The sequence below is a fragment of the Actinoplanes sp. NPDC049598 genome (assembly GCF_040675435.1).
GTDB lineage: Bacteria > Actinomycetota > Actinomycetes > Mycobacteriales > Micromonosporaceae > Actinoplanes.
Genome location: NZ_JBFAOX010000003.1, coordinates 151648 through 175327, shown reverse-complemented (window position 1 = coordinate 175327; position 23680 = coordinate 151648). Strand labels below are relative to the sequence as shown.

General features: G+C 71.5%; 28 protein-coding genes. 14 read left to right on the top strand and 14 right to left on the bottom strand.

The window, feature by feature from the left end; translation table 11 throughout:
* The first annotated feature begins 291 nt into the window (after window positions 1-291).
* Together AB0J66_RS09475 and AB0J66_RS09470 are read left to right on the top strand one after the other, a co-directional pair.
* The gene (locus tag AB0J66_RS09475) at window positions 292-1926 is read left to right on the top strand and encodes a VanW family protein (protein ID WP_364657787.1); all 1635 of its coding nucleotides are present in this window, start codon (window positions 292-294) and stop codon (window positions 1924-1926) included.
* Window positions 1923-2393, top strand: coding sequence for a hypothetical protein (locus AB0J66_RS09470; protein ID WP_364657784.1), 471 nt, complete (start codon window positions 1923-1925; stop codon window positions 2391-2393). The genes AB0J66_RS09475 and AB0J66_RS09470 overlap by 4 nt, the downstream gene beginning before the upstream one ends.
* Here AB0J66_RS09470 and AB0J66_RS09465 read toward each other — a convergent pair.
* Entirely contained in the window at window positions 2390-3352 is a 963-nt protein-coding gene (locus tag AB0J66_RS09465; RefSeq protein WP_364657781.1) for a GNAT family N-acetyltransferase, read from the bottom strand. The genes AB0J66_RS09470 and AB0J66_RS09465 overlap by 4 nt on opposite strands.
* Window positions 3353-3434: 82 nt before the next feature.
* On the opposite strand from AB0J66_RS09465, the gene fdxA reads away from it, so the two are divergent.
* The 9 genes from fdxA to AB0J66_RS09420 all read left to right on the top strand — a co-directional run bounded on the left by fdxA (window position 3435) and on the right by AB0J66_RS09420 (window position 11554).
* Entirely contained in the window at window positions 3435-3755 is a 321-nt protein-coding gene (gene fdxA, locus AB0J66_RS09460) for a ferredoxin (protein WP_364657779.1), read from the top strand.
* Window positions 3752-4843, top strand: coding sequence for a succinyldiaminopimelate transaminase (gene dapC, locus AB0J66_RS09455; RefSeq protein ID WP_364657776.1), 1092 nt, complete (start codon window positions 3752-3754; stop codon window positions 4841-4843). The genes fdxA and dapC overlap by 4 nt, the downstream gene beginning before the upstream one ends.
* A gap of 80 nt (window positions 4844-4923) precedes the next feature.
* The gene (locus AB0J66_RS09450; protein WP_364657774.1) at window positions 4924-5355 is read left to right on the top strand and encodes a hypothetical protein; all 432 of its coding nucleotides are present in this window, start codon (window positions 4924-4926) and stop codon (window positions 5353-5355) included.
* Between the two features lie 50 nt (window positions 5356-5405).
* On the top strand, window positions 5406-7016 hold the full coding sequence (locus AB0J66_RS09445; RefSeq protein WP_364657771.1) for a hypothetical protein: 1611 nt from the start codon (window positions 5406-5408) through the stop codon (window positions 7014-7016).
* 77 nt (window positions 7017-7093) lie between these two features.
* On the top strand, window positions 7094-8140 hold the full coding sequence (locus AB0J66_RS09440) for a S8 family serine peptidase (protein ID WP_364657769.1): 1047 nt from the start codon (window positions 7094-7096) through the stop codon (window positions 8138-8140).
* A 99-nt stretch (window positions 8141-8239) separates the two neighbouring features.
* Window positions 8240-8893, top strand: a complete 654-nt coding sequence (locus tag AB0J66_RS09435) for a hypothetical protein (protein ID WP_364657766.1) — start codon at window positions 8240-8242, stop codon at window positions 8891-8893.
* Complete coding sequence (locus tag AB0J66_RS09430; protein ID WP_364657763.1) at window positions 8893-9504, top strand: hypothetical protein; 612 nt, start codon at window positions 8893-8895, stop codon at window positions 9502-9504. Before AB0J66_RS09435 ends, AB0J66_RS09430 begins: the two co-directional genes overlap by 1 nt.
* Before the next feature lie 10 nt (window positions 9505-9514).
* On the top strand, window positions 9515-10168 hold the full coding sequence (locus AB0J66_RS09425; RefSeq protein WP_364657761.1) for an SIMPL domain-containing protein: 654 nt from the start codon (window positions 9515-9517) through the stop codon (window positions 10166-10168).
* A gap of 42 nt (window positions 10169-10210) precedes the next feature.
* Window positions 10211-11554 carry a DUF4407 domain-containing protein gene (locus AB0J66_RS09420; RefSeq protein WP_364657759.1) on the top strand — a complete coding sequence of 448 codons (1344 nt, stop codon included), beginning with the start codon at window positions 10211-10213 and terminating at the stop codon, window positions 11552-11554.
* On the opposite strand, the gene AB0J66_RS09415 is transcribed toward AB0J66_RS09420, so the two are convergent.
* The 6 genes from AB0J66_RS09415 to AB0J66_RS09390 form a co-directional block, all read right to left on the bottom strand.
* A complete protein-coding gene (locus AB0J66_RS09415; protein WP_364657757.1) occupies window positions 11547-12548 on the bottom strand; it encodes an SDR family oxidoreductase in 1002 nt (333 codons plus the stop codon). The two genes, AB0J66_RS09420 and AB0J66_RS09415, sit on opposite strands and share 8 nt — an antisense overlap.
* Window positions 12549-12584: 36 nt before the next feature.
* Window positions 12585-13157: a hypothetical protein gene (locus AB0J66_RS09410; protein WP_364657754.1), complete on the bottom strand. Its 573-nt coding sequence runs from the start codon at window positions 13155-13157 to the stop codon at window positions 12585-12587.
* Between the two features lie 539 nt (window positions 13158-13696).
* Window positions 13697-14404, bottom strand: coding sequence for a hypothetical protein (locus AB0J66_RS09405; RefSeq protein ID WP_364657751.1), 708 nt, complete (start codon window positions 14402-14404; stop codon window positions 13697-13699).
* Window positions 14401-14829 (bottom strand): hypothetical protein, encoded by a 429-nt coding sequence (locus tag AB0J66_RS09400; protein ID WP_364657748.1) that lies wholly within the window; start codon window positions 14827-14829, stop codon window positions 14401-14403. The genes AB0J66_RS09405 and AB0J66_RS09400 overlap by 4 nt, the downstream gene beginning before the upstream one ends.
* Before the next feature lie 104 nt (window positions 14830-14933).
* Window positions 14934-15407 carry a hypothetical protein gene (locus AB0J66_RS09395; protein ID WP_364657746.1) on the bottom strand — a complete coding sequence of 158 codons (474 nt, stop codon included), beginning with the start codon at window positions 15405-15407 and terminating at the stop codon, window positions 14934-14936.
* A gap of 413 nt (window positions 15408-15820) precedes the next feature.
* On the bottom strand, window positions 15821-16216 hold the full coding sequence (locus AB0J66_RS09390) for a RidA family protein (RefSeq protein ID WP_364657743.1): 396 nt from the start codon (window positions 16214-16216) through the stop codon (window positions 15821-15823).
* Between the two features lie 30 nt (window positions 16217-16246).
* Here AB0J66_RS09390 and AB0J66_RS09385 point away from each other — a divergent pair, with 30 nt between their 5' ends.
* A complete protein-coding gene (locus AB0J66_RS09385; RefSeq protein ID WP_364657741.1) occupies window positions 16247-16972 on the top strand; it encodes a methyltransferase domain-containing protein in 726 nt (241 codons plus the stop codon).
* A gap of 49 nt (window positions 16973-17021) precedes the next feature.
* The gene (locus tag AB0J66_RS09380) at window positions 17022-17801 is read left to right on the top strand and encodes an SDR family oxidoreductase (protein WP_364657738.1); all 780 of its coding nucleotides are present in this window, start codon (window positions 17022-17024) and stop codon (window positions 17799-17801) included.
* Here AB0J66_RS09380 and AB0J66_RS09375 read toward each other — a convergent pair whose 3' ends face one another.
* The 6 genes from AB0J66_RS09375 to AB0J66_RS09350 form a co-directional block, all read right to left on the bottom strand.
* A complete protein-coding gene (locus AB0J66_RS09375; protein WP_364657736.1) occupies window positions 17802-18509 on the bottom strand; it encodes a carbon-nitrogen hydrolase family protein in 708 nt (235 codons plus the stop codon).
* A gap of 30 nt (window positions 18510-18539) precedes the next feature.
* The gene (locus AB0J66_RS09370; RefSeq protein ID WP_364657734.1) at window positions 18540-19280 is read right to left on the bottom strand and encodes a methyltransferase; all 741 of its coding nucleotides are present in this window, start codon (window positions 19278-19280) and stop codon (window positions 18540-18542) included.
* 85 nt (window positions 19281-19365) lie between these two features.
* Window positions 19366-19749 (bottom strand): SRPBCC domain-containing protein, encoded by a 384-nt coding sequence (locus AB0J66_RS09365; RefSeq protein WP_364657733.1) that lies wholly within the window; start codon window positions 19747-19749, stop codon window positions 19366-19368.
* Window positions 19746-20054, bottom strand: coding sequence for a metalloregulator ArsR/SmtB family transcription factor (locus AB0J66_RS09360; RefSeq protein WP_364658664.1), 309 nt, complete (start codon window positions 20052-20054; stop codon window positions 19746-19748). The genes AB0J66_RS09365 and AB0J66_RS09360 overlap by 4 nt, the downstream gene beginning before the upstream one ends.
* A 42-nt stretch (window positions 20055-20096) precedes the next feature.
* Window positions 20097-21140: a MerR family transcriptional regulator gene (locus AB0J66_RS09355; RefSeq protein ID WP_364657731.1), complete on the bottom strand. Its 1044-nt coding sequence runs from the start codon at window positions 21138-21140 to the stop codon at window positions 20097-20099.
* Between the two features lie 54 nt (window positions 21141-21194).
* Complete coding sequence (locus AB0J66_RS09350; protein WP_364657729.1) at window positions 21195-21791, bottom strand: LysE/ArgO family amino acid transporter; 597 nt, start codon at window positions 21789-21791, stop codon at window positions 21195-21197.
* A gap of 70 nt (window positions 21792-21861) precedes the next feature.
* Between AB0J66_RS09350 and AB0J66_RS09345 the strand changes: the two genes are divergently transcribed.
* Window positions 21862-22671: a LysR family transcriptional regulator ArgP gene (locus AB0J66_RS09345; protein WP_364657726.1), complete on the top strand. Its 810-nt coding sequence runs from the start codon at window positions 21862-21864 to the stop codon at window positions 22669-22671.
* Here the strand turns inward: AB0J66_RS09345 and dapD are convergent.
* Window positions 22668-23609 carry a 2,3,4,5-tetrahydropyridine-2,6-dicarboxylate N-succinyltransferase gene (gene dapD, locus AB0J66_RS09340; protein ID WP_364657724.1) on the bottom strand — a complete coding sequence of 314 codons (942 nt, stop codon included), beginning with the start codon at window positions 23607-23609 and terminating at the stop codon, window positions 22668-22670. The genes AB0J66_RS09345 and dapD overlap by 4 nt on opposite strands.
* Between the last annotated feature and the right edge of the window lie 71 nt (window positions 23610-23680).

Here is a 23680-nt window from a genome sequence, read left to right as displayed (position 1 = left end):
GCGCCGGCTCACCTCGCGCCGGCTCACCTCGCGCCGGCTCACCTCGCGCCGGCTCACCTCGCGCCGGCTCACCTCGCGCCGGCTCACCTCGCGCCCGCGCAGCCTGCGCCCGCGCAGCCTGCGCCCGCCCAGCCTGCGCCCGCCCAGCCTGCGCCCGCCCAGCCTGCGCCCGCCCAGCCTGCGCCCGCCCGGCCACTCGCCGGGGTCGCCTTTGAGCAGTCGGCAGTTGAGGTCTCGCCGGCCGTGCCGGTGGCGCGGAGGCTGTCGGGGCAGCGGTCGAAGCGGCGCTGGGTGATCGCGGCTGGAGTTGTGGTGGTGCTGGCCGGAGTGGTGGCGGGGGCCGGCGCCTATGCGATGGCGGGAGACGTTCCGCGCGGCACCCAGGTGTTCGGCCTTGACCTTGGGGGCAAGTCCCGAGGCGAGGCTGAGGCGTTGGTGGCCGAGGAGGCGGCGGCGCGGGGTGCACGGCCTCTGCGGGTCCGGGTCGACGGCAAGGACGTGACGTTGCCGGCGGCTGCGGTGGGGCTGGCGATCGATGTGCCGGCGACAGTTGACGCTGCGGTGACGAGCGGCCTGCGATGGTTTGGCGATGAACAGATCGCGCCGGTCGTCCGGTTGGACGAGAAGAAGCTCGAGGTGGCGCTGCGCCGGCAGATCGCGGCCGGTCGGATCACCATGAAGAGGCCGGGCATCAGCTTTGCCGGTGGGGCGCCCGTGGCCGCGTACCCCCGGGTTGGTCTTGACCTTGATCGTGGGGTCGCGGCGGCCCGCGTGCGGGAGGCGTGGCCGGCCGGTGAGGTGGCCGTTGTGGAGCTTGTCGAGCGCGCCCCGGCGACCACGAAAGCGCAGGTGGACGAGCTGATCGCCGGGCTCGCGAGACCGGCGGTGGCGGCGCCGGTGACTGTGACGGTGGGGTCGGTGAGGTTCCAGCTGACGCCGGCGGCCATCGCGAAGGGCCTGGTCTTTCGCGCGGACGCGGACGGCCGGCTGACGCCCGCGATCGACGGCGCGAAGCTGCGGGCGGCGGCGGCCAAGGAGTTCGCCAAGGCGGAGACACCGGCCCAGCAGGCCAAGATCGCGTTGGCCGGCGGCGCTCCGAAGATCGTCGCGAGTGTGCCCGGCAAGGTCGTCGAGCTCGGTCCCGAGCTGCTCACCGTGCTGGCCCGGCCGGCCCCGCGGGCCATCACCGGGACGCTGAAGGCGACGCCGGCCGGCGGCACCGACGCCGAGATGGCCAGGCTCGGGATCAAGGAGCGGGTGTCGACCTTCACGACGTACTTCACCGGCGGCGCGAGATCGCCCCGCAGCCAGAACATCATCACGATCGCGAAGGCGGTCGACGGCGCGATCGTCAAGCCGGGCCAGACCTTCTCGCTCAACGGGCACACCGGCGAGCGGGGCTACCACAACGGCTACAAGGACGCGCCGGTGATCGTCGACGGTGTGCTCGAGCCGGGCGTCGCGGGTGGCGCCTCGCAGTTCACGACGACGCTGTTCAACGCCGCTTACTACGCGGGCCTGGAGGACGTCGAGCACAAGCCGCACTCGTTCTACTTCTCCCGCTATCCGGCCGTCATCGAGTCCACGATCTTCTATCCGACCCTGGATCTGAAGTTCAAGAACACCACGCCGTACGGGATCCTGATCGACACCGCGACCACGGGGAAGTCCGTGACCGTCTCGATGTGGGGCACCAAGGTCTACGACAGCGTCAAGACCGTGTACGGGCCGCGGCGCAACGTGACCAGCCCGCCCACCGTGCACCGGGAGGCCGGGCCCAAGTGTCTAACTAGCAGCGGACTCCCAGGTTTCACCCAGGACGCATGGCGCGTCATCCGCAAAGATGGCCGGGAGATCGAGCGCAGGAAGTTCACCTGGCGCTACGATCCCGAACCACGATTCGTGTGCGGAGGGCAGGAAGAATGAGGCAGCAGCGCTGGTTCCCGGCCGCGGCGCTGGCGGTCGGGCTGTTCGCGATCAACGTGGTGGCCCGCCTGGTCACCCGGTTCGTGTTCGACGGCGACGACACCGCCGAGGGCCGGGCCTCGATCATGATGTTCGCCCTGATCGGTGTGGTTCTGGCGGTCTACACGTTCATCGTGTCGCAGCGCCGGCGGCCCTCCGAGTGGCTCCTGCCCGACCTGGTGTTCGGCGCCGTCGGCGGCATGCTCCTGACCATCCTGGTTGGACCGTTCATCAGCGGCGGCCAGCCCTTCGGCGGCGGCGCCGGCAACTTCTTCGCCCAGGTCTGGCTTTACGCGGGCTTCGCCATCGCCGGCACGCTCGTCGGCTACTGGATCGCGGTGATGCTCGCCAAGGACTACCGCTCCCGCTCGCTCAAGGCCTACACCGAGACCCGGCAGGCCAAGCCACGCCGGGTCGTCCGGCGTTAGAGCGGCGCTTCGCGCGTCAGGTACGTGTGGTGGGTGGTGAAGCCGAGCCGGCCGTACAGCGTGACCGCGGGCGTGTTGCGCTCCTCGACCTGCAGGTAGCCGCGGGTGGCGTGGTGCTTTGTGGCCCACTGGGCCAGGGCACGCATCACGTGCTGGGCGATGCCGCGGCGGCGGGCGGCCGGGGCGGTCTGCACCAGCGAGACGCCCAGCCAGCGGCCCGGGTCGGTGACCGCGCCGCGGGCGACCGCGAGCAGCTTGCCGTCGGCGTCGTGCATCTGGGCGAAGACGACCTCTTCGGGGCCGGTCAGGATGCGTACGGCCGGGTCGGGAAGTTGGCCCTTGTGCTCGGCCACCATCTCGAGCCAGTCGTCGCCGGGGGTGTCGGCCAGCTCGACCGGCGGCAGGTCGGCGCGCTGCGGCAGGCGCGACAGCAGCGGCGCCAGCAGGGCGGTCTGCACCAGGGTGAGCGGCCGCGACGACCAGCCGCGGGCGTCCAGGGCGGCGTTGACCGGCGCGGCCAGCGGCATCGGGGCGTTGATCAGCGGGCGCTGGCCGTGCGCCCCGTACCACTCGATCACGCCGTCGATCGCGGCCTCGAGCGTCCGGTCGGGGTCGCCCACGGCGAGCGCCGAGTTGGCCCGGCCGGTCCAGTTGCCGGCCGCCCGCAGGATCCAGCCGCCCAGCCGGGCCTGCACCGGTGCCGGCCAGGCGGCGTTCGCGGCCAGCTCCAGGTCGATGACGTCGCGGGCCGGCGGGCGGCGCGCGGCCGGCACCCGCTTGGCCCGGTGCACCTCACGCAGGGGCACCTTGACGGTGCCCTTGTCGGTGGCGATGGTGAGATCGGTGTCCGTGAGGTCGACCAGCTCACCCAGGGCATCCGTGTAGAGCGTGCGTTCGGGGGTAACGCCTACAATTCGGCGTACCACCACCCGGTGTCCCACATCCTGCCGACGGAGCACGTGTCACCTCCTCCGGCGGAGATACTAGGCTCTGCAACTGTCGCCGGCGGTGAGCCGTGCGAGGCTTTGGAGGGAAAGACCCGTGACCTACATCATCGCTGAGCCGTGCGTCGATGTGCTCGACAAGGCATGCATCGAGGAGTGCCCCGTCGACTGCATCTACGAGGGCAACCGGATGCTCTACATCCACCCCGATGAGTGTGTCGACTGCGGGGCCTGTGAGCCGGTCTGCCCGGTCGAGGCGATCTTCTACGAGGACGACGTCCCGGAGCAGTGGAAGGACTACACGAACGCGAACTACGAGTTCTTCGAGGACCTCGGCTCGCCCGGCGGCGCGGCCAAGGTCGGCAAGATCGACAAGGACTCGCCGTTCATCGTCGCCCTGCCCGCGAAGGAAGGGTGAGCGCGCTCTCCGCGGCCCTGCCGGATTTTCCCTGGGATCTCCTGGAGCCGGCCAAGGCCAAGGCCGCCGCACACCCCGACGGGATCGTCGACCTCTCGGTCGGCACCCCGGTCGACCCGGTCCCCGAGCTGATCCGGCGCGCCCTGGCGGACGCGTCGGACGCTCCGGGCTACCCGCTGACGGCCGGTACGCCCGGGTTGCGCGCGGCGATCACCGGCTGGCTGGCTCGCGCCGGCAACGCCTCGGGTGAGCTCGGCGTCCTGCCCACGATCGGTTCCAAGGAGCTTGTGGCCTGGCTGCCGACCCTGCTCGGGGTCGGCCCGGGCGACGTCGTGGTGATCCCGTCGGTCTGCTACCCGACGTACGAGGTCGGCGTGCGCCTGGCCGGCGCCACCGTGATCCGCTCCGACTCGCTGACCGCGGTCGGCCCGACCCCTCGCGTCAAGCTGATCTGGGTCAACTCGCCGTCCAACCCGACCGGCAAGGTCCTGCCCGTCGACCATCTGCGCAAGGTCGTCGACTGGGCCCGCGAGCGCGGCGCCGTGGTCGCCAGCGACGAGTGCTACCTCTCCCTCGGCTGGGAGACCCGGCCCGTCTCGGTGCTCGACGACGCGGTCACCGGCGGCGACTACACCGGCGTGCTCGCCGTGCATTCGCTCTCCAAGCGCTCCAACCTCGCGGGCTACCGTGCCGGCTTCGTCGGCGGCGACCCGGCCCTGGTGAAGGAGCTGCTCGCGGTCCGCAAGCACGCCGGCATGATCGTCCCGGCCCCGGTCCAGGCCGCCATGATCGCCGCGCTGGGCGACGAGACCCACGTCGCCGAGCAGCGTGACCGGTACGCGGCGCGGCGCGACACGCTGCGCACGGCCCTGGTCAAGGCGGGCTTCGAGATCAGTCACTCCGAAGCGGGCCTCTACCTGTGGTCGACCCGGGGCGAGGACAGCTGGCAGACCGTCGACTGGCTCGCCGACCGCGGCATCCTCGCCGCGCCGGGCGCCTTCTACGGCCCGGCCGGGGAGAAGCACGTACGGATCGCGCTGACCGCCACCGACGAGCGCGTCGCGGCCGCCGTAACCCGTCTGACCTGATCTTTCCCGCCGCTGGCGTTCGACAGCGGTCGCTACGTTGGGGCCCGTTGCGACACCACGTAGCTACGGGGAGGCGAGGCGTGGGTGACGGCATTCGCGTCGAAAGCGACGGCCTGACGGCATTTTCCGGCCAGGTCCACGACGACACGGCCCGGACGATCGAGCCCGGCTACTCCGACGCCCGGGTCTATCTCGACTCCGGGGTGCGGTTCGGCCGGAACAACGCCGGCGGCGGCGTCCAAGCTGCCAAGCAGAGGTACGCGGAGAGCCTGCGGGCCTCATCCGCGAACATCGTCGAATACATGTACGCGGCCCGGGTGCTCGCCGATGCGGCGACGTCCGTGGCCGCGATGTTCGACCGCACCGACCTGACCGCCGAACAGCGGGTCGACTATGTGAACGGCGCGCTGGCCGCGGCCGCGGTCGAGGTGCAGCAGCAGTTCGACGCCGCCGCTCACGCCGAGGCGATGGACGGCCACCCCTCGACACGACGGGGCGGGCCGGCGCGGTGAGCGGGACGAATTGGGCGGGGTACAACACGCCCCGGCTGTGGTCGATGGTGATGGACGAGGACGACACGCTGGCCCGCGCGCAGGTCGGGGCGTGGCGGCAACTGGCCGGCTCGGTCCGCAGCGAACGGGACGCGCTGGTGGCCGCCCGTACGGATCTGGTGGCGGTCTGGCCGCCGGAGGAGAACGCGTCCGCCGCGGCCTTCGTGGCCCAGCTCGACAACCTGATCACCCAGCTCGAGACGGCGTCGGCCGACGCGGAGACGACGGCGAGCGGGCTCGACGGCATTGTGACCGCGCTGGCCGGGGCCAAGACGCAGATCCGGCCGCTCTGGGAGCAGTACAAGGACAAGAGCAGCGATCTCGTGCCGAACTGGTTCGACCGCGCCGAGAACGAGATCGACGAACAGGCCCGCCAATTCATGATCAATGCGGAGCGGGCGGTGCAGGACGCCGCGACCTTGCTGAAGGTCCCACCGCCGTTCGAGTTCACGATCGAAGACGTGCGGGAGTGGCCGCCCGCCAAGGGCTCGGCCCGCCTCGGCCCGGCCGGGATCGACGTGCCGGTGCCGCACGAGCCGGTGCCGCCCCTGCCCGGGGCCGAGGCGACGGTTCCGGACGGCTCGACCGGCGCGGCGGTGGGCGGCGCGGCGGCTGGAGCAGCCGTGGGGCTCGGCGCTGGTGGGTTCAGCGTTGGTGGCGCCGAAGCCGGAGCGGGAGCCGGCCCCGGCGTAGGCGTCGGCCCAGGTGGCGGCGTCGGTGACAGGGCTGAGACGGTAGGCGGGGCTGGCGCAGGTTCGGGTGCCGGCGGGAGCGCGGGTTCCGGCGGCGATGCCGGTGCCGGAGTCGGCCCCGGCCTTGGAGGTGCCGGCGCGAGCGCTGGGCTCGGCGGCGGCGCCGGAGCAGGTGCCGGAATTGCCGGAGTGAGCACAGCGCCCGCCGGCGGCCCCGACCTCGCCGGTGTAATCACCCCACCGGCACCGAGCGGAGCTGGTGGGGTTAGTCCACTGGCACCGAGCGGAGCGGGTGTGATCAGCCCTTCGGGGCCGAGCGGAGCCGGCGTGCTTCCCGCCGGCGGTGGTGCGCCCCTGCCGGGCGCCGCGGGAACGCTCCCGTCGGGCGGAGCCGCTGCAGTCGGTGGAACGCCCCCGCCCGCAGGCCCCGCCACGGTCGTGCCGGGCTCCGGTGGACTCCCCATCGTCGGAGGCAGCCTCGGCCGCCCACCTGCGTCGATCCCGCCTGCGTCGATCCCGCCTGCTTCCGGCGCTGGGCGTGCGGCCGGCCGCACACCCCTGCCCTCCGGCGCCGTGATCGGTGAGCGAACCGCCGCCGCGGGTGGACGGCCGATCGGCGGAGCAGCGCCGGGCACCGGATTCGCCGGATCCCGAGGTGCCGCGCCGGGTGCTGTCCGTGCCGATGGCCGTGTTCCGCGACCGTCATGGCTACCGAATGATCCGGTCGGCCCGGAGCGCCACCAGGTAATGTCCGGCGGTATGGCGCAAGCGCACAGTGCCTCCCGCCGTCCTGTGAAGACCGATGAACCCGCCGGATACGAGGCCGGCGAATCGTGGCGCGTAGCCGAGGGCGTCGCCCCGGTGATCGCGCCCGGCGAGAACGGAGACACGCATGACCCGGGCCCGACCCTGATCGGCCGCCGCGGGTGATCGGCGCGGCCCGGCGGCCGGTGTGGTCTCTTGCGGACAGACGAGTGTCGTGGACGGGTCGAGCGACGGTTGGGGCTGTGCTGGTCGCGGTCCTGCTCTTGCTGCTGGTGGGTGCGGTGCCGGCGCGGGCTGACGTCTGGCGGGACCGGCAGTGGTATTTCGCCCCCATGAAGCTGGCCCAGGCCCAGAAGCTGGGGCGAGGCGGGGCCGGTGTCACCGTGGCGGTGCTCGACACAGGGATCGACAACCGGCATCCGGATCTCCGAGGGGCGATCGTCAGTGGGCGCCACAGCAATGTGATCACCGGGCCGCACGGGACGGCGATGGCCGCTCTCATTGCCGGGCGCGGGCATGGCGACGGCGACGGCGTTCTCGGGGTCGCGCCGCGGAGCAGAGTCATCCCGATAAGGCCGGTGCGCAACCACGCCTTGGCCGTCGAGGGCATCGATTGGGCGATCACCCACGGCGCCAAGGTGATCAACATGTCGTTCGAGTTGAAGTCGGACGGCTCGTTGCAGCGGGCGCTGGCCAGGGCGGCTGCGGCCGATGTCGTTCTGGTGGCGGCGGCGGGCAATGAGAGCGGTGCGGTCAGTCCGCCGGCGCGCTATCCGGGGGTGATCGCGGTCGGCTCGGTCGGGCGGGACAACAAGGTCACCAGCTTCTCCAACCACGGGCCGGAGCTGGATGTGGTTGCCTACGGCGTCGACATTCCGGTGGTTCGGCCCGGCGGGAAGTACGCGGTCACGAACGGCACCAGTGTCTCGTCGGCGATCGTGGCCGGGGCGGCGGCTCTGATCCGGGCGCGCTTTCCGGACATGCCGGCCGCCGAGGTCGTCGATCGGATCACGGGCACGGCCAAGGACCGAGGGCCCAGGGGCCACGACGACCGGTACGGGTCGGGGCAGCTCGACGTGATGGCCGCGCTGACCGAGAAGCGCGCTCCCCGGAAGGCGGCATCAGTGAAACAGGCAGCACAAAAGACGCAGCAAGAGACGACAACAGCGGTCGGGACACCAACGATCGACAGTCGTCCCCGCCCGTTGCTGATCGTGGTCGCCGGATCACTCCTGCTGGGGGCCGGACTCCTCCTTCTGGGCCTGCTGCGATGGCGCCGAAACTCCTGATCAAGACCCGGATCGAGCGACCGCGGGGGATTCGCGGGGTCGAATGGGCCGGGCCTTCTGCGCTACTCTCGGTGGCAGCCGGAGATCGGGGGAGCGCCGGTGAGTTCATCTGCCCATGCACCGCGCAAAGCGGACGTACCACTCGACAGCGACGCGCGTCTGGCCGATGCGCGGCGGTTCGTGTCCGATGTGGGGTCGTCGCTGGATCACACCCAGCGGATCAGCGGTCCGGACCGGACGGGCACCGCCTACGCGGTGGTCGACTCGGTGGGCCGCTTCGTCGACATCGGACTCCGGCCGGGCTGGTGGCCGGCCCTGGGCCCGGAGGGTGTGGCCGCCGGCCTGCTCGAGGCGCTGGAGTCGGCCCGGATGAAGGCGGCCCTGGTGCCGTTGATCGTCCGGCGGAACGGCCGGCCGCCGCGGAGCCGCAGCGAGCCGCTCGACGAGACGCTCGGCCTGCCGCCGCCCGGCGCGGCCGACTTCCTCGACGCCGCCCGCGGGCGGATCGCCGAGGCGTACCGGCTGATCGACGACGCCGGTCAGCGGATGCGGGAGCAGCAGACGACCCGGGTCATCACCGGCCCGCGCGGCCTGTTCCGACTGTATGTGCGGGGCGGCCGAATCGAGAGCGCGGAAGCCGGCCCGCAGCGACCCACGGCCACCGACACCGACCGGCTCGTCGCCGACGCCCGCGACACCCTCACCCAGTTGGCCCGCGAGAGCGGCGGCGCCCTGGAGGAATGGCGGCGCTGATGAGTGACGGAACGTCCGAGAGCAGCACTGGCGCCTTCCGCGAGGCGATCGACCTGGTGCGGGAGACGGTCGGCCGGCTGGATGACGCGTGGCGGCAGCTCGTGACGTCGGTGCAGGAGCTGATCGGGCGGGCCCGGCTGTTCCTGCGCGAGGACGCCGTCTGGTCGGCCGTCCTGCGGGATCTTCCGGGCGAGGTGGCCGAGGCGATCGCGACCATCGACGGCCTGCTGAGCCGGCTGCGACCCGGCGTCGACCGGATCCTCGAAACCTTGCGTACGGTCGTGGGCCGCACGGCGCCGATGCTCGCCCACGCCTCGCTGGCCGCCGAGCGGCACGCCGCCGTCCGCTGGGCGCTGGCCAAGAGCAGCGCCTGGGCGGGCAACGTGGCGTACGCGGCGAACCTGGGTCATCTCGGAGCCGACCTGACCGGCCAGTTCGTGGAGGCCGCCATCGAGGCCGACCGGACCACGCCGGGCAGCCTGCCCACGTACGCGGGCAGTTTGCGCCGTCTCGCCGACCGCGTCGACCAGTCCGTGCGCCGCACCGCCGACTGGACGGCCGAGCTGCAGCGGCTGCTGAGCGAGGCGGCCCGCGTGGCCGACCTCCGATAACGTTCGACCCATGAGCGAGCAACCGACGATCGTGGTCCGCGGCGAGGCGCTCCGCGAGGTGCCGCCCGAGCAGGCCGTCTTCTCCGTCACCGTGTCGGCGCGGGACCGTGATCGCGAGACGGTGGTCAACCGGCTGCTGGAGCGCGCGGCCGAGATGAAGGAGATTCTGGCCGGCCAGAAGAGCGAGTCCAGCGGGGTGCAGGTCTTCCCGGAGCTCAAGCGCGGCAGTGAGCGCGTCGTCGCGTACAGCGGAAGTGTCGGGACGACCGTCACCGTGACCGATTTCGAGACGCTCGGCCCGCTGATGCTCCGGCTGGCCGGGCTGGAGTTCGCGACCGTGTCCGGGCCGTGGTGGCAGCTGCGGCCGGGGAGCCGGGCCGGCGCCGAGGTCCGCCGGGAGGCCATCGCCGACGCGCTGGCCCGCGCCCGGGAGTACGCGGCGGCGGTCGGCGCCCACGTCGATCGGCTGGTCGAGATCGCCGACGAGGGTCTGGGCGGTGGCGGCCCGGTGATGATGCGGGCGGCGGCCATGAGCTTCGACACGGCGGCCGAGTCGGGCGCCGGCTTCGAGCTCGACCCGCAGCAGCAGACCGTCCAGGCGTCGGTGACGGTGCGGGTGACGATCACGGAGCCCGATCTGTCGGCCGGACCGAGCAAAACGTAGATTTCGCGGACGGGCGTCGGTGTTTCGGCAAGACTCGGCAGCATGCCGAGGGGCCGCAGAGACGTCCTGCTGCGGGTGGCGAACGTCAACCCGGACAGCGTGACCACACACACCGACCGGGTTCTCTACTCCGCGATCGGCGCCTTCATCATCCTCTACTTCGTGTACGCCACGCTCGGCGGCGCCGCGTTCATCGACGCCGGTTCGAATTACGAGCACCCCTGGTACCGCTGGCTGGTCGGCCCGCTGGTGGCGGCGGGCGTGGTCGCGTACGACCGGGCCGTCGTGGGCCGAGTGTCGATCAACTACGAGCGGCTCGACTCGACCGACCCCCGGGAGCTCCTGAAAGGCCCGACCATCGGCCTGTACGCGGGCCGGCTGGGTCTGGCCGTGTTGTTCGCCGTGCTGATCACCGAGCCGCTGATGCTCACCCGCTATCAGGGCGAGATCGACGCCCGGCTCAACGAGGTGCACAACCAGCAGCTCAGCCAGATGGACAAGACCGGTGTGATCGGCACCTACACCGGGCGGCTGGGGGAGCTGAAGCGGGAGACGGCGGCCGACGACGCGGCCGTACGCGACCTGACCGACCGGGCCGCGCAGAAGCGCCAGGACGCCCGGGCCCTCTACGACCAGGCCCTGGCCGACTCGGCCGGCAACGGCGTGTCCCGGGCGGCCGGCTGCCCGAGCGGCGGCTACTGCGACTCGCTGGTCAAGCGTTCACGCACCCTCGACGTGGAGGCGGCCACCCTCGACCGGCAGGCCGGGGAGTTGCTGAAGACGCAGCGTACGGCCCGGGACGCGCGCAGCGCCGAGCAGACGGAGCTGACCCGGCGGATCGGTGAGCAGCGGGCCACCAACACCGAGACGGTCCGGGACAACGCCGGGTTCGGCGCCCGCACGGCCGCCATGTGGCATCTGGTGACCACGGACTTCTGGGGTGTCGGCGTCTTCTACATCGGGATCATGCTGTTGCTGGTGGCGCTGGACTGCGCCGCCGTCGGCCTCAAGTTCGCTTCCAAGGGCAATGCGTACGAACGCAACGAGGCCCGGGTGGCCCGCCGGCACGAGCACGAGGCCCTGCTCCTGCACGAGCGCGGCGTGCAGGACGCGCGGACGTACGGCGAGGCGATGGCCCGGGTCGTGGCCGAGGGCATCGAGGTGGCCAGCCACGACGAGGAGGTCGCGCGCACCTCGGCCGCGCGGGCGGGGGAGGTGCTGCGCAACTCGGTTGTGGTGCCGCCCGAGGTACGCGAGTTGATCGCGCACGACGGCCGGCACCGGTCGCTGCGTTCCGAGTTGTTCCGGCCGGGTGACGAGGACGAGGAGCACAGCGGCCGGCACCGCCGCCTCCGGGCCCTCCCCGGCAACGATCAAGCTATCTAGCGCGGCCCAGGGCCCACGCCGCCGCGCCCGCGGCCACCGCCAGACCCGAGTAGACCAGGCCGTGGTGCTGGGACAGCCAGAGCTGGGCGCTGCGCGACTTGGCCTGGTCGTCGAAGACGCCGTGGGCGCCCGGGTCCGGCTCGCCCGGACCGTCGGCCGGCTCCCACAGGTTGGCCGGCTCGTCGGCCGGGCGCTGCTCGTCGGTCTGCTGGCTGTCGAAGCCGGTCCGGGCCAGGTAGCGGTCGAGGATGCCGGGGGCGACCGCGTTGGCGAGCAGGGTGCCCACGGTCGAGCCGCCCACCCAGTACTCGCGGCGCCGCGGGTGCTCGGCCGCGTACAGGACGGCCTTGGCCGCCACCTCGGGCTGGTAGATCGGCGCCACCGGCTGGGCCTCGCGCGGCAGCCGGGAGAGCACCCAGCGGAACTGCGGCGTGTTCACCGCCGGCATCAGGACCATGGTGGTACGGATGTTGCTCTTGTCGTGCAGCAACTCCACCCGCAGCGACTCGTTGAAGCCCTGGATCGCGTGCTTGGCGCCGCAGTAGGCGCTCTGCAGCGGGATGCCCCGGTACGACAGGGCCGAGCCCACCTGCACGATGGTGCCCCGGTCGCGCGGCTTCATCCGGTTCAGCGCCGCCTTGGTGCCGTAGACGTAGCCGAGATAGGTCACTTCGGTGGTACGAGTGAACTCGTCCATCCCGATGTCGGTGAAGCGGGCGAAGACCGAGCTGAAGGCGTTGTTGACCCACAGGTCGATCGGGCCCAGCTCGCGCTCGATCCGGTCCGCCGCCTCCTCGACCGCCTTGTAGTCGGCCATGTCCACCTCGATCGGCAGCGGGGTGCCACCGGCGCGGCGCACGTCCTCGGCGGCCGCGGCCAGGCCGTCCGATCCACGCGCCAGCAGAGCGACCGCGTCGCCGCGGGCGGCCAGGGAACGGGCCACAGCCCGTCCGATGCCGCCGCTGGCCCCGGTCACAACGGAGATCCTTGTCATGGGCTCAGGGTTCCGCGATCGGAGGCGGTGGAAACCTCAGGCGGAGGTCCGGCGTACGCCCGAGGCCTGCACCGGAACCGTGAAGGTGGCGCCCTCGCAGGCCTTGGCCGCGTTCTGGCGCATGCTCAGCGCCTTGTCCACGGCGAACGCGCGGACCGCGTTCTGCTCCACCTCCCACGACACGTCGAACCGGGGCCGGGTGAACACCACCGCGGCGTCGGTGCAGCCCGCGTCGCGGTGCTCGGGATCGGCCACGATGTTCCCGGCGCCCGGGGCGAGCGCCGTGATCCGGATGGGGAAGCCGGTGTCGTTGGTGACCGTCACGGTCAGGTTGCCGCTCTCGCCGCGGCGCAGCGGCAGGTCCAGGTCGGAGCGGCCGCGCAGGGCCAGCTCGACCGGCCCGGCGTCGGCCGCCGGCCGCGCCTGAGAGCCGGTGATCTGCCAGTACGCCCACGCGGCGCCCGCGTTCACCACGACCGCGGCCACCGCCGCGATGCCCAGGATGATCCGGGTGCGCCGGTTCAGCCTGTGGTTCTTCCGGACGTCACCCGGACTGCGGACCTCCCACGTCGGTTCCTCGTGGTCGGCCCTTTCCAGCTCGATGTGCATATCGCCGATCCCGTTATCGTTCTTGCCACGCTCACCGGGGGTGCCGCTTTCACGCAGTCGCGTGAGAACTTCGCGCCGCTCCATGACGAGGCCTCCAAGGTTTGTGGCAGGCCGCCCGGATCGCGTACACATGCGGCGCGTTCCTCCTTGACGACCGGTGCGGACTGGTTTGTACAACGGTGGCCGACGACGCCGGGTCATGTGATCGGCATTCCGTCCGCGGTTCTGCGCGCTTAAATCGCACAAGCCCGACTGTCCGGCTTAACCCAGTCGGGGGAAAGGACCCGGCCAATGCCTGCCACCGCGCTGACCTGGGTTTTCCGGCTGGACGCGCTTTCTCCGGGCGCATGACGGGCCGACCGCAGAAGAGTAAAATTCAAATTCCAAGGCCCCGAACCTCGTCCGAATGATGGTCGCGTTCGGCGATTCCACCGCGAGAACGCGGCGAACGGACTAATTCGACCGGGCTAAGGCGGAACGCCAAAAAGTGATCGAGCCCCCGGCGTGGGACCCCGCCGAGGGCTCGATCATTTCCCCACCTATTCAGGAATGTCCGCCGCCGGTGAGCCGCTGGCGGACGGCTCGACCGGGCTTGGTGGTGGCTCCGGAACGGCCGCACCGGGAGAGACGGTGGACTCGGGTTCCGGGTTCCGGGCCGGCGGCGGACTGGTCGTCGCCTCCGCCGGCGCGGGCTCACTGACGGTAGGGGGACTGGTGGTAACCGCGGGCGGCGCCGGCACGGGCGCCGCGGGCACCGCCGGTTCCGGGGCGACGACCGCGGCCGCCACCGCGACCGGCGGCACCGCCGTGGCGGCCGGCGTACCAGGGAAGGACAGCTGCTGGCTCTTCTTGCTCTCGGCCCCCGACCAGGTGGCATAGCGCGGAACGATCGTCCACTGCCACTTGCCCCCGGCGACGGCAGCCGCCGCAAAGGTGACCGACTCCGTCGCCGCCCCCGACGCGGCGACGGTGTGAGTGAGGTCCGGCCGCGCCGGGGCGCCGACGCTGTGGGCCGTGACCACGTAGTGATCCATCAGGACGCCCGGCACGAGCTCCTGGGCGCTCCAGCTCACCACCGCCTGCCCGTTCTGCTTGGCCGCGCTCGGCGCGACCCCGCGGGGCATCGCCGCCACCCGGGCGGTCACGGTGAGCCGGCTGGACGGGACCGACCAGTCCGCGTACGCGTAGACCGTGCCCGCCACCCCGAGAGCCGCCACCACCGAGCCGATCAGCAGGACCCGCCTCATCGGCCTTCCTGCCAGCCGGCCCCGGTCAGGGCGATGGTGAAGTGGGCGCCGGCGCACTTGGTGGTGGCCCCGGACGGCATGGTCACCGGAACGGTGCCGGCCAGCGTGGTCCGGCTCCGCGGCTCGACCGCCTGCGGAAGCCGCCCGTTGTACGCCTTGACCAGCAGGCTCGCCGAAGTCGCGGGACAACCGCGCCGGGACGACGAGACCACCCGGCCGTCGATGCGGTGCAGGCGCAGGCGGTACGCGGACGGGTTGACCACGGTGACGCGCATCTGCTTGACCGCGCCGGGGTAGAGGCCCCGGACGCCGCGGCCCTGCAGCTCGAAGGTCATCGCCCCACCGCGCTGCTCCCGCCCGACCAGAACCATCGCCTCGTTCTCCGCGGGATCCGGCGATCCGGGCGACCCCGGAGTAAGCGCCATGACGACCCCACCGATGACCGAAACTGCCGCTACGGGAATCCACCAGCTCTTCAACATCAGACTGCCTCGGGAATCGGTGGGGCAGAGCCCCCACAGCGGAGCGATCAGGCGACGGTGACGGCGGTGAAGCTGTACTGGAAGGTGAACGCCTTCTTGGCGCAGGCCTGCGGCAGGTCGCCGATCTCGATGTTCGAGGTGACCGTCTTCTCCTCACCGGCCAGGAGGGTCGGAGTTCCGGGGAAGCTGGTCTTCGCCACTGCCCCCGCCGTCACTCCGCTGCTGCAGGCGTTGTCCTCCGGAGCGATGGAGAAGCCGGTCGGCGTGATGGGCGCGGTGAGCTGAACCGGGAACGAATTGTCGTTCTTGACTCTCAGAGCCATCGTGGTTTTGAAGCCGGGGTAGACCTTGCCGGCGACCGTCGCCGATGCCGTCAGAGGAATGATGTCCGCCGCCTCGGCCGTCCCGGAGCCCGTACCGCCGATGGTCCAGCCGTTGGCGGCCCAAGCTGCCGCGCCTGCGCCCACCGCCAGCACGGCAGTGGCGGTGATGATCGCGGAACGCTTGGTCATCTTGCGCATGAAAATGTCCTCCTGGGACGGTCATCAAATGGTGTGGCCGGTGCCCTCGGCGTTCCGGCGCTGCGACAAAGATGACCGAACTCCAACGGAGAAACGATAGTGCTTCCGCCTGTCCTGTTCGGAACGCGAAGACAATCGAATGCCGCCGTTCCGATGACCCCGCAAGGCTGACGCAAATGTGAGGGATCAAGCGATTTCCTTGCGTTAGTGATCGCCCGCAAGCCTCTCGCCAGTGCAAATACTCACCTATCAGTCCGCCCGGCCGACATCAACCGAAGTTGAGATCCACTCACCGGAAGCGTCTGACGAATGTGAGAAAAGGGGCCGCAAAATCGCGATACTTGCCGCTCGGCAAGGGCTGCGGGACCCTAATGAGTGATGCGATTTCCGGGCCGCGTCACCTGAAAGAGGCTTTACGCCGACGGTTCTGTTGCGGCGACGGCCTCGATCTCGACCTTGAAGGCCGGATTCACCAGACCCGAGACCTGTACGAGGGAGCTCGCCGGGGGCCGCGCGACGTCGATGAACTCATCTCGCGCCGTACGGAACGCACTTAGATCCCGCAGGTCGGTGAGAAAGACGGTCAGCTTGACCACGTCGGACATCGACGCCCCGGCCCCGGCCAGCACCGCCTGAAGGTTCCGGAAGACCTGCCGGGTCTGCTCGAGCGCGTCGCCCGCCCCCACCAGCCGCCCGTCCGCGTCGAGCGGCACCTGGCCCGAGACCAGCACCAACGCCCCGGTGACGGTGACCGCGTGGCTGTAACCGTTGGTGGGCGGAGTCCCCGCCGGCCGCGAATGGTGCTGCACAGGCGCAACCCTAGCCGCTACGGTCGGCGGATGGCTTTGGTCTTCGGTGAGGTGGCCGGTCTCTACGACGACGTGCGCCCGGGCTATCCGGACGAGCTGCGCCGCGCGATCGACGAGGCGGCCCCCGCGGGTCCGGCCGTGGACATCGGCGCCGGCACCGGCAAGGGTACCGAGGTGCTGGTCGCGATCCGGGAGGACGTCACCGCGATCGAGCCGGACCCGCGCATGGCCGCCGTCCTGCGGGGGAAATTCCCGGCGGTCGAGGTGCTGGTGACGACGTTCGAGGAGTGGGTGCCGCCGGCCGGCGGGACCGGGTTGCTGACCTGCGCGATGGCCTGGCACTGGATGGACGAGTCGACCCGCAATCAACGGGCGGAGAAGGCGCTGGCCCCGGGTGGCGTGCTCGCGGTCTTCGGGCACCGCTTCGGCTACGCCGATCCGGCTCTGTCGGCGGCCATCGGCGAGGTCTTCGACCGGGCCGGGCGGGACGTGAAGCTGCGATCCGGGCACTGGTTCGCCGATGACCTGCGCGCCTCCGGCCTCTGGCCGCGGGTCGACGAGCACGAGTGGCACCAGGACCTGCCGCTGAGCACCGAGCGCTACCTCGACCTCACGCGGACCTTCTCGCCGTTCCGCCGGCACTCGCCCGAGTTGCAACAGCGGCTTCTCGACGGGTTGCGCGAGGCCATCGACGGCTTCGGCGGCACCATCGACATCGACCTGCACACGACCCTGGTTCTGGCCCGGCGGCGATGAGTCCTGGCCCGGCGGCGATGAGTTTCCGCCGCGCCGCCGGTCTGACCCGGTGACGACGACGCGAGAGACGGGAGCGGGCATGCTGCTCGACGACAGAAACGCGATCATCTACGGCGGGGGCGGCTCGGTCGGCGGGGCCATGGCCCGCGCCTTCGCCGCCCAGGGGGCGAAGGTCTTTCTGGCCGGGCGTACGCCGGCGAGCCTGGACAAGGTCGCGGGCGCGATCCGCGAGGCCGGCGGCCGGGCCGAGACCGCGGTGCTCGACGCGATGGACGAGGCGGCGGTCGACGCGCACGCGGCCGCCGTCGGCCGGATCGACATCTCGGTCAACGTGATCTCGACCTACGACGTGCAGGGCACACCGCTGGCCGAGATGAACGTCGACGATTACCTGTCGCCCGTGGCCAAGCCGCTGCGGTCGCAGTTCCTCACCACCCGGGCCGCCGCCCGCCACATGATCCCGCGGAAGAGCGGCGTGATCCTCTTCTTCGGCGGCGAGGGCGACAAGGCGGCCAACCGCATGCACAACCTGGGCGGGCTGCTGGCCGGCTTCGCCGCTGTCGAGGCGCTGCGCCGCCAGCTCGCGGCCGAGCTCGGCGGCCACGGCATCCGGGTGGTCACGCTGGCCACCAGCGGCATCGCCGAGACGCTGCCGGACGACCTGCCCGAGGCCGAGCAGATCCGGGCCGCCATCACCGCGACCACCCTGCTGGGCCGGGCCGCGACCCTGGACGACGTCGGTAACGCGGCCGTCTTCGCCGCGTCGGACTGGGCCCGCACGATCACGGGCGCCAGCATCAACGTCAGCTGCGGTGCTTTCCTGGACTGACTAGATACGGGCCAGCTGCTCGGCGAAGAGCGTGGCGCGGGCCATCTCACCCGGGGCGCGGCCGGCGCGGGCCGCGACCCGTCCGTCCGGCTGCCAGATGCCCGAGCGGCCGGTGGTCGCCGGGAACGGGGGGCCGGACGCGCCGGCGGCCGACGCGAAGGCCGTCCACACGCCGTACGTGGTGCTGATCCGCCGTGCCCGCTCGGCGTGGACGACGTCGTCGGCCGGCTCGTCGACCAGGCCGGCCACGTACGCGTCGATACCGAGGGCCGCGGTCTCGGCCGCCTGCTGCTCGATGCCGGTGTCCCGGCAGATGCCCAGGCCCAGCCGCCAGCCGTCGACCTCGATCACCTCGGGGCCGGGCCCGGCCTGGAACCGCTCCTCGGTGTGGTGCGGGTGCTGCTTGCGGTAGACGACCTGGACGCCGGCGGCGTCGATCCGCAGGGTGGCGATGTACGGGCCCGGCACCGGCGCCCCGACCAGCGCGACGGTGTCGGTGGCGGTACACGACTCGACCAGCGGTCGCAGCCGCGGATCATCGGGCCTGAGCAGGGGCGCGTCCAGGTCGTACCCGGTCAGCGAGAGCTCGGGGAAGATCACCACCCGGGCCGCGGCCGCGCGGACGGCGGAGGCGTGCCGGGTCACGTTGGCGGCGACGTCGAGGGGGTGGACGGGCGGTTGGGCGACGGCGATGACCAGAGAGCGCATGGGGCGATCTTCCTGTGGGGGGATGCGGTCTTAAGGGCGTACGGCTTGGACGAGGAAACGGTGAGCGGTCACGGTCAGCCCGCCGTGCAGGCGGATGAACGTGTCGAGACGGTCGAGCCCCTCGGCGTACCGGCTCGGCGAGAAGTCGCGGATCTGCCAGGGCAGGTCACGCAGCTGGCGGATCACGGCGCCGATGTCGTGGAAGGTGACCTCCGGCCGCTCCTCGCGAACGTCGGTCACCTCGAGACCGGCGGCGCTCAGCGCGCCTGCCGCGACCTCGGCGTTCCAGGGCTGGCGGTGGGCCGGCGGCGCGTCCAGCGCGTGGTTGAGCCCGGCCAGGTCGTCGCTGCCGACCTGCTGGGTGAGGAGGCGGCCGCCGGGCCGCAGCAATCGGACGAGGTCGGACGCGGGGAGCCGCCCATGCCGGCTCAGCACCACGTCGAACTCGTCCTCGCCACCGGGGAGCTCGGTCAGCACCGGCACGCCGAACGGCGCCAGCCTGTCCCGGGCCACGGGGGTGTTGCGGGCCCAGCTCTCCACCGCGACGGTGTGGCGCGGCAGCGGCGCCAGCTCGGCCAGCAGCTCGCCGCTGCCGGTGTCGAGGTCGAGCAGGGAGCGGGCGTCGCGCAGGAGCACGCGGGCGATCGTGGGGTATGACCAGGAGGGCTCGGAGCCGACGTGGCGACCGTCGAGCCAGGCGAACTCCCAGCCGGTCGCGCGCTCGCCGACGGCCGGGCCGGCCGTGTCCTCGAATCGCTGCCCGATGCGCACCCCCCGACGGTAACCACTGTCCCTGTGCCCGAAGCAGGGGGTGTGACGTGGGTCAAAGCGTGATCGAGATTAAGCGGTCGTTAACTCATCTCTCCGTGGCGGCTTCGATACGGCGAAGCAGGCCCGGCCAGCCCCTACCCATTCCGTGCAGCGGCATCGAATCGGGGACGAAACCGTCGTGGACCAGGAAGAGGCGGGTTCCGTTCCCCTCGGACTCCAGCCGCCAGGTGATCGTCGTGTCGAGGACGCCCTCGGCGAACGTGTAGCGCAGCAGCTTCTCGGGCTCGACCTCGAGCACCTCGCACTGTTGCCAGCCCCACGAACCCATGTCGAGGGTGAAGCGATGACCGACGACCGGCTTGATGTCCCCGGCGGCCCACCACTTCTCCAGCAGCTCGGGCTCGGTGAGGGCGCGCCAGACGGCGGCGGGTGGACGGGCGATGAACTGGTCGCACTCGATGCTGCTCACAGGTCTTGTTCTCCCTCGACGAAGTCGCGCAGCGCGGTGAGCCGACCGCGCCAGTACCGTTCGAACGGGTGAAGCCAGTCGCTCACCTCGGCCAGGGGATCGGCCGCCAGGTGGTAGTAGCGGTGCCGGCCGCGCGGCTCCTCGGTGACGAGCCGCGCCTGCCGCAGGACCGCGAGGTGCTCGGAGACGGCCGGTCGGCTCAGTGAGAACCGCCCGGCCAGCTCACCGGCGGGCAGCGGCCCGTCCCGCAACGCTTGAAGCAACTCCCGGCGCACCGGATTGGCCAGCGCCCCGAACACATCCATCTCGGCCACGTCGCCCATAATGCGTCGGAAATCTCCGACACGTCAAGAGCTATGCCGCACCGGCATCAGGATCGAGAAGCGCGAGTCGTCGCCGGGGACGCGGATGGCCAGGGGCTTGATCGGGCCGTCGAGCTCCAGGACCAGCTGGCCGGCGTTGCCGGCGTCCAGCGCCTGCAGGAGGAACTCGCGGTTCACCGCGACATGGGTCTCCGGCGCCCACTCGCTCTCCGAAACGGGCCGCACCAGATCAAGATCCAAGACCGTGACCTCGTACGCCCGTCCGTCGTGTTCCCGGGTCGCCACGGGGGCGGCCGCCACCGCCGAGCGCAGGGTGGCCGTGTCGACGGTGACGCGGCGGGCCGAGTCGAAGAGGCCGTCGAGCAGCCGCCGGTGATCGGGGAAGTGGAGGTCGAGCGGCTTGCCGTCGACCGTGCTCCCGTCCGGCAGCTCCGCCCGGATCGCGTCGGCCGCCAGGTCGAGGACGACGGTGTCGCGGGTGAGCCGGGAGCGCAGGTCGTCGACGAAGCCGAGCGGCAGGACCACCCGGGCCGGCGGGCCCTCGACGGCGGCGGCGACGCCGGCCACGGCCAGCCGGAAGCGGTCGGTGGCGACCAGCATGAGCTCGTCGCCGGTCACGTCGAACAGCACGGTGCCGAGCATCGGCAGGGCCGGATCGGCCGACGCGGCGAAGCGGACGGCGTCGATCGTGGCCGCCAGCGCGGCGCCGGGCAGGGTGAGACGGGTCATCAGGTGCTCCTCCAGATCGAGCAGGGCGTGGATGCGGAGGAGCTCACGCTTCGCGTCGGCCAGTCCGTCCTCGAGCCGGCGACGATGGGCGCGCAGCCGACGGCGTACGGCACCTGGATCTTGAAGCTCTTGAACGGCCGCGGCGATCTCGGCCACCGGCATGCCCACCCGCCGCAAGCCGGCGATCAGCCGCGCCGCCCGCACCTGCTCGCCGGTGTAGCGGCGATAGCCCGTGACCTGGTCCACCTCGGCCGGGACGAGCACGCCCGCACTGTCGTAGAACCGCAACGCGCTGACGCTGAGCCCACTGGCCCGCGCGGTCTCGCCGATGCTCCGCATGTCTCCTCGCACGAACCGAACCTGCTGCCTCGACCTGGATGAGGGTCAAGCACGTTAACCCACCACCAGCGTGCCCGCCACGCCGAGCATGACCACGGCGATGAAGCCGTCGAGGATCCGCCACGAGGCCGGGCGGGCCAGCAGCGGGGCCAGTCGGTGGGCGCCGGCGCCGAGGGCGGTGAACCAGACCACGCTGGCCGCGGCCGCGCCGATGCCGAAGAGCCAGCGGTGCGGGTGCTGCTGGGCGACCGAGCCGAGCAGCAGCACGGTGTCGAGGTAGACGTGCGGGTTCAGGTAGGTCAGGGCCAGGCAGGTGAGCAGGGTCGCGCCGAGGGTGGCGGGGGCGCGCTCGGCCGGGTTGAGGGCGGTGGGCTTCATCGCCCGGCGGGCGGCCAGGACGGCGTACGTCACCAGGAAGGCCGCGCCCACCCAGCGGATGACGGTGACCGTGTCCGGTTGCGCGGTGACCACGGCGCCGAGGCCGCCGATCCCGGCCAGGATCAGCAGGAGATCCGAGAGCGCGCAGACCAGGACGACCGCGAGCACATGTTCGCGGCGCAGCCCCTGGCGCAGGACGAACGCGTTCTGGGCGCCGATGGCGATGATCAGGACCGCGGACGCGGCGAAACCGGCGAGGACGGAGGTGAGCACGCTTCGACGGTAGGGAGTTGTCGGTCAGTACTCAAACTAAAGATTTTGACGTTGCATTAGATTCACTAACGTGGACTTCGCTCAACTCGCGACCTTCCAGGCGGTCATCGACTCGGGCAGCTTCGAGGCGGCGGCCCGGCAGTTGCACGTGACCCCGTCGGCGGTCAGTCAGCGGATCAAGGCACTGGAGCGCTCGGTCGGGCAGGTGCTGGTCCGGCGGGCCAAACCGTGTGTGGCCACGCCGGCCGGGGAGGTCCTCGTGCGGTTCGCCGGGCAGGTGGCGCTGCTCGAGCGGGAGGCGCTGAGCCAGGCCCGCGACGGCACCCGGGTGTCGATCGTGGTGAACGCGGACTCGCTGCTCACGTGGTTCCTGCCGGCGCTGGCCGAGGTGCCGGGGCCGCAGTACGAGCTGCACACCGATGATCAGGACTACACGGCCGACCTGCTGCGGTCGGGGACGGCGATGGCCGCTGTCACGGCCGATCACGTCGCCGTGCAGGGCTGCCGGATCGAGTCGCTGGGCGCCATGCGATATCTGCCGGTGGGACGGCCGGGATCCGAGGCGATGATCGTCTACAACCGCAAGGATCAGTTGCAGCACCGGTTCCTGGCAGCCTCTCAGCTGCCCATGTCGGATCTGTCCATCCATTACGTCCCGGCGGCGTCGGCCTTCGTGGAGGCGATCCGGCTCGGGCTCGGCTGGGGGATGGTGCCTTCATCGGTTGCCCTGCCCGACATCGCCGCCGGACACTATGTCCAATTATTTCCGGGCAAGTTCCTCGACGTGCCGCTGTACTGGCAGTACTGGCGGATCGGCTCGGAAGTGCTGGAAGACCTGACGGCCGCCGTCAAAACGGCGGCCGCCACAGCTCTGATCTAGTCGTTGGCGTGCAGGGCGGCGTTGAGCTCGATACCCGTACCCTTGCGCGGCCGGGCCTCCAGCGCCCCCGTCACCGAATTGCGCCAGAAGAGCAGGTTGTCGACCCCGGAGAGCTCGCGCGCCTTGACCACCCGGCCGTCGGGCAGGGTCAGCTTGGAGCCGGCCGTGATGTAGACGCCCGCCTCGACCACGCAGTCGTCGCCGAGCGAGATGCCGATGCCCGCGTTGGCGCCGATCAGGCTGCGCTCGCCGATGCGTACCTTGTCCTTGCCGCCGCCGGAGAGCGTGCCCATGATGGACGACCCGCCGCCGACGTCCGAGCCGTCGCCGACCACGACGCCCTGCACGATCCGGCCCTCGACCATCGAGGTGCCCAGCGTGCCGGCGTTGAAATTGATGAAGCCCTCGTGCATGACCGTGGTGCCCGGGGCCAGGTGGGCGCCGAGGCGGACCCGGTCGGCGTCGGCGATCCGCACGCCCGGCGGGGTCACGTAGTCGGTCATCCGGGGGAACTTGTCCACCCCGTACACCGCGAGGTGGCGGCCGGCCGCGCGCTCCAGGAAGCGCAGCTCGTCGACCCGGTCCGCCGGGCACGGGCCGGCCGAGGTCCAGGCCACGTTGGCCAGCGCGCCGAAGATGCCGTCGAGGTTGAGCCCGTTCGGCACCACGAGGCGGTGCGAGAGCAGGTGCAGCCGCAGGTACGCGTCGGAGGCGTCCTTGATCGGGTCGGCCAGCGAGCCGATCGTGGTGCGCACCTCGACCGTCGACAGGCCGGGCAGCGCCTTGGGGCCGGTCAGGCCGGCCGGCAGCACCGGCGGCTCGGCCGGCAGCTCGCCCAGGCCGAGGAAGGGGAACCAGGTGTCGAGGACCTGGCCGTCCGCCGTCACGGTGGCGAGGCCGATGCCCCAGGCGGGGGAGGTCGAGATCGCGTTGTCCACGCGCGAAACTCTACTGGGCGTGACGAGGATCGTAAGTCGTCGGGTGATTCACTTCCGGCCGGTATCGTGCG

What these genes read in the sequence shown, in the direction of transcription:
- AB0J66_RS09470 (WP_364657784.1), top strand. Translation starts at nt 1,923, where the DNA reads ATGAGGCAGCAGCGCTGGTTCCCGGCCGCGGCGCTGGCGGTCGGGCTG.
- AB0J66_RS09445 (WP_364657771.1), top strand. Translation starts at nt 5,406, where the DNA reads ATGGACGAGGACGACACGCTGGCCCGCGCGCAGGTCGGGGCGTGGCGG.
- AB0J66_RS09430 (WP_364657763.1), top strand. Translation starts at nt 8,893, where the DNA reads ATGAGTGACGGAACGTCCGAGAGCAGCACTGGCGCCTTCCGCGAGGCG.
- AB0J66_RS09425 (WP_364657761.1), top strand. Translation starts at nt 9,515, where the DNA reads ATGAGCGAGCAACCGACGATCGTGGTCCGCGGCGAGGCGCTCCGCGAG.
- AB0J66_RS09420 (WP_364657759.1), top strand. Translation starts at nt 10,211, where the DNA reads ATGCCGAGGGGCCGCAGAGACGTCCTGCTGCGGGTGGCGAACGTCAAC.
- AB0J66_RS09415 (WP_364657757.1), bottom strand. Translation starts at nt 12,548, where the DNA reads ATGACAAGGATCTCCGTTGTGACCGGGGCCAGCGGCGGCATCGGACGG.
- AB0J66_RS09410 (WP_364657754.1), bottom strand. Translation starts at nt 13,157, where the DNA reads ATGCACATCGAGCTGGAAAGGGCCGACCACGAGGAACCGACGTGGGAG.
- AB0J66_RS09405 (WP_364657751.1), bottom strand. Translation starts at nt 14,404, where the DNA reads ATGAGGCGGGTCCTGCTGATCGGCTCGGTGGTGGCGGCTCTCGGGGTG.
- AB0J66_RS09400 (WP_364657748.1), bottom strand. Translation starts at nt 14,829, where the DNA reads ATGGCGCTTACTCCGGGGTCGCCCGGATCGCCGGATCCCGCGGAGAAC.
- AB0J66_RS09395 (WP_364657746.1), bottom strand. Translation starts at nt 15,407, where the DNA reads ATGCGCAAGATGACCAAGCGTTCCGCGATCATCACCGCCACTGCCGTG.
- AB0J66_RS09385 (WP_364657741.1), top strand. Translation starts at nt 16,247, where the DNA reads ATGGCTTTGGTCTTCGGTGAGGTGGCCGGTCTCTACGACGACGTGCGC.
- AB0J66_RS09375 (WP_364657736.1), bottom strand. Translation starts at nt 18,509, where the DNA reads ATGCGCTCTCTGGTCATCGCCGTCGCCCAACCGCCCGTCCACCCCCTC.
- AB0J66_RS09360 (WP_364658664.1), bottom strand. Translation starts at nt 20,054, where the DNA reads ATGGATGTGTTCGGGGCGCTGGCCAATCCGGTGCGCCGGGAGTTGCTT.
- AB0J66_RS09355 (WP_364657731.1), bottom strand. Translation starts at nt 21,140, where the DNA reads ATGCGGAGCATCGGCGAGACCGCGCGGGCCAGTGGGCTCAGCGTCAGC.